Here is a 3,930-nt window from a genome sequence, read left to right on the forward strand (position 1 = left end):
CTACCGCGATGAGTACTTCAGCAGCCTGCTAAGCTGCCAGACAATTTGCGATGGTGTTGTCCGCATATCCACTCTGCCCTCGATTCGCAATCAGCCCCTGCTTCTGAGCGGAATTCTTAACCACCTCGGAATAGGAAGCTGTACGCGCTTAGAGCTGGCGCGCCGCCTAGGTGGACGTATAGCACTCTTGAGCCTTTAGGAAATTCACCACCACGGACCATATCGATCAATGCGTGCATAGACTTACCCTCATACACTGGATCAGTCATTATGCCTTCATACCTGGCGCACGAACGGATTGCTTCGAGCGTACCTTCGGATGGTAGCCCGTACTCCGGTCCGCCGTAACGCGTGTCGAGCACGATGTCAGCATCAGTAATCTCGCGACCTAGGTCGACAAGCTGTGCGGTGTGGCGCGCGATTCGCACAATTTGCTCCCGAGTATGCTCGGGCCTTGCCGAAGCATCAACGCCAATCACGCGATTGGCGCGTCCTTCATCTGCAAAACCGACTGCCATGCCGGCTTGTGTGCTACCCGTAACAGAGCACAACAGGATATAGTCAAAGCGGAAGCCAAGTTCCGCCTCTTGCTCCCGAACTTCCTCGGCGAATCTAACAAAACCCAAGCCACCCAGGGGATGTTCAGAGCAACCAGCGGGAATCGGATATGGTTTTCCTCCATCATGAAGCACACTTTCTATTGCCTCTTTCCAGCTCTTTCGTATTCCGATATCGAAACCGTCGCCAACTAGGCGTACGTCAGCTCCCATAATGCGCGACATCTGGATATTCCCCACCCGGTCATAGACGGCGTCCGAGTAGTTAACCCAGTTTTCCTGGACCAGAACGCACTTGAGTCCAAGATGTGCTGCTACCGCCGCCACTTGCCTTGTCTGATTAGACTGTATGCCTCCAATCGACACCAGCGTGTCGGCACCCTGCTCTAGCACATCGGGAATCAAGTATTCAAGTTTTCGGGTTTTGTTTCCTCCAAAAGCTAGCCCACTATTACAGTCCTCACGCTTTGCGTATAGCCGGACCTGTCCTCCGAGATGCTCGCTCAGTCGCCTTAGAGGATGGATGGGGGATGGGCCAAATGTCAATGGGTAACGGGGAAAGCATTCGATCTTCATGGCGGAGCTCCGGCGTGATGGTAAGTTGTACTCGCGAGGGCAATTCGGGGACACTTTCTCTTGGATTATTTCCCAGTTCACAAACGAATTGACTCGAAAATGGAACGCGCGAGGCACTCTTGCAAAGCTCGCCAAATTTGAGCACCATAAAAGAATTGACTTCAATTTTTCGCGCATGAAAACCATGGGAACCACAACATTTCACACGACCACCCAACGCTAAGGTAAGCGTTGATGCACTAGATGGTATTGACAATCTTGAGAGCCATGCAGCAAGACGCATCGATCTCAAACCTGGCGCTGGCAGCGCATCTCAATCTAAGCCCGCCGGCGTGCTCTCGGCGCGTTGAACGACTCGAGAGGACTAGCCTCATCCGTAGCATCGTGGCGCTGCTGAATCCGGTGAAGCTAAGAGTTGGCATGCTGGTATTGATTCGCGTGGTCCTGGAACGTGCCACTCCCGAGTCCTTTTCGAAGTTTGAGGAGGCCGCGAGAAAAGTCACAGGCTGCATGGAATGCCATGTAGTAGCTGGGGAGTTCGACTATTTCATGATGGTCCGGACTCGGGATAGCGAGAGCTTTAACAGACTGCATTCTGAGCAACTTCTATACCTGCCCGGTGTACGACAACTCCGCTCCTTCATGACGCTCAAGGAAGTCCTATCGAGCACCCAGCTTCCGATTTTGATCTGAAGCGACTGTCGGTAAGTTTCAGCATCTGTTCAGGTCGGCTTGTAAAAAGCTACGCTGGCCATGTACTGCTTGGTTCCGGAGACAGGGCGGTGGCGTGCTTAGCCACTAGCAGCGCCTGAGCTCGAGGGCCTACCCGCGTCGCGTAACACTATTGCCGAAACTGAGCGCTTGCCTTTCGTTCTTCGGCCACTGCACAGTGGTTGTTGCGCCCCAGTTCAGTCGGTTTCCTCGTCGCGTTTCTCGGCATCAGTGGTTTCTCAATTTTGGCGTGAGCGTGTAGTGCCATGTACCTTTTTTCAGTGGCCTTTAAGACAAACATCTGCTCCTTTTGTCGCGAATGACACCTCGCTACTCGTCGAGTAGCCTGCCCGCATACCATCTCAGCATATTTTTTGCTGGTACGGAAGTTGCGAAGGTCTTAGCGGTCGCGTCGCTCCATACGCAACGTTTCGGTTAGTGTGGAGTGCCTTTGCTTGAAAGGAGGAATATGTATGACCGCTACACCTGTTCGTGATGAACTCGCCGACAACCCGTTCGCACGTCTCCAACACGAAGGGCGTCTTCTCAATGCAGTCTTCAAGGGTCGAACGACGAAGCCAAGGCGCGTTGGTTTTCGGGGCGAACTCGCGCTCCGCTTCGCCCCGCGGCTCGCCGACGAGGCACGGCCACCCGAACTGTGTTGCGAGCAGGTGATGGCTGTAGCCCATGCGGGTGATTCTCAGCTGCCATTCTTTTGCGGCTGGCTCTTGAGTTTCGAGCACTTACGGGACGTCGCCGAAGTGTTGGGTGACGCCTTGCACGCGCGCGGGAAGTACTTCCTTTTCTGCGACAATATCGATCTGACTAAGCGGTACCAAGTACCGTATAGGGGAGCAATGTTCTATGTACTGCCGATCGTTGAGTCCACTGTGTACAACGAGATGCTGGAGCTTCTGTACTTGGAAAAAAATGAGCTAAAAAAGCAAAGTACGGCAGCGAAGTTAGATGCTATAGCCGACGCCGGTTGCCGATTCGATTTGCCCTTTGACATTATCAGCTATGAAGAAGGAATCGAAGTAATGGGTCCGGTGCGCAATCCACATGAGAATCGACCAGTCTGACGTTTTTCATTGTGGCCTCTTGAAGTGTGACAATTCGTCTAACGGGATACAAAGATACAACCGGAGTGCAAGATGTCCCTGGAGAACACGATTGCCCCGTACGAGATCATAGGTGCTGAACGCCCCCGAAGTATCGAAGTATCGTGGAAAAGCCGTAGGCATGCGCCCCTTGTGATATGGCTGTCCAAGCATGGCTTCCACGACGCAGATTCAGTTGGCGTAAATGGCGTCACGCCGCTGATGGAGGCAGCGCTAGAGGGGAATGACCACATTGTCGCGACTTTGCTCTATGAGGGTGTACCTGTCGGCATGCTAGACGATGAAGAAAATAGTGCGCTCTGGTATGCGTGTTTGAACGGTTCGCCCAAAACCGTCCTCAGGTTAATCGAGGCCGGCCTCGAAATCGATCACACAAACGGAGATGACCTCACGTGTCTAATGCAGGCCGCTTCAAGTGGCCGGCTTGACGTTATGAGATTTTTGATGTCGCTAGGAGCAAATGAAAGGCTCGTAGCACCCGACGGGCGAAACGCCCTGGAAATGATGACTGATTGCGTAATGCGGAATGGCATCGACCATCGAACAAAGGCCATTCCGTTGGATACTAATTTTCTATGAAGAAGAGGCCGATGCCGCTATACGACTATGTCTGCTGCCAATGCGGTCTACGCTACGAAACGCTTGTACGCGCTAGCCAAAAGCCCGTGTGCCCGCAATGTGGCAGCGTGAGACTGACTAGGCAAGTCTCTGCGCCGTCCCCTCCCCTGAGTAGCAAGTCGCTCATCGCAGCCGCACGTCGGCAGGCGGCAAAGGAAGGACATTTCAGCAATTACACAGCGGAGGAACAACGGGAACTCCTTCGCCGGAGCTGAAAGAAAGAGGGGGACGACCGACACGTACGCCAGAGAGAGGCCGCTCACTTTCGCGAAGCCTTGCAACGATCCTCACGCCACCGCGCTCTTGGGCCGTCTTCTCCTCATATACGGATTTGAATGGCGATTGAC

5 protein-coding genes are annotated in these 3,930 nt (G+C 53.6%); 4 read left to right on the forward strand and 1 reads right to left on the reverse strand.

What is annotated here, in order from left to right; translation table 11 throughout:
* Nucleotides 1–116 precede the first annotated feature (116 nt).
* A complete protein-coding gene (locus tag MKD38_RS30215) occupies nucleotides 117–1,133 on the reverse strand; it encodes a 1-aminocyclopropane-1-carboxylate deaminase (protein ID WP_018003670.1) in 1,017 nt (338 codons plus the stop codon).
* A gap of 243 nt (nucleotides 1,134–1,376) precedes the next feature.
* Between MKD38_RS30215 and MKD38_RS30220 the strand changes: the two genes are divergently transcribed.
* The 4 genes from MKD38_RS30220 (at nucleotide 1,377) to MKD38_RS30235 (ending at nucleotide 3,798) form a co-directional block, all read left to right on the forward strand.
* Complete coding sequence (locus tag MKD38_RS30220) at nucleotides 1,377–1,826, forward strand: Lrp/AsnC family transcriptional regulator (protein ID WP_018003671.1); 450 nt, start codon at nucleotides 1,377–1,379, stop codon at nucleotides 1,824–1,826.
* A 491-nt stretch (nucleotides 1,827–2,317) separates the two neighbouring features.
* A complete protein-coding gene (locus MKD38_RS30225; RefSeq protein WP_025586805.1) occupies nucleotides 2,318–2,926 on the forward strand; it encodes a hypothetical protein in 609 nt (202 codons plus the stop codon).
* Nucleotides 2,927–2,998: 72 nt separating this feature from the next.
* On the forward strand, nucleotides 2,999–3,544 hold the full coding sequence (locus MKD38_RS30230; protein WP_081610655.1) for an ankyrin repeat domain-containing protein: 546 nt from the start codon (nucleotides 2,999–3,001) through the stop codon (nucleotides 3,542–3,544).
* Between the two features lie 11 nt (nucleotides 3,545–3,555).
* The gene (locus MKD38_RS30235; protein WP_081610656.1) at nucleotides 3,556–3,798 is read left to right on the forward strand and encodes an FmdB family zinc ribbon protein; all 243 of its coding nucleotides are present in this window, start codon (nucleotides 3,556–3,558) and stop codon (nucleotides 3,796–3,798) included.
* The last annotated feature ends 132 nt before the right edge of the window (nucleotides 3,799–3,930 follow it).

The organism is Cupriavidus sp. WGlv3 (assembly GCF_023952475.1).
In the GTDB taxonomy this organism is placed as follows: domain Bacteria; phylum Pseudomonadota; class Gammaproteobacteria; order Burkholderiales; family Burkholderiaceae; genus Cupriavidus; species Cupriavidus phytorum.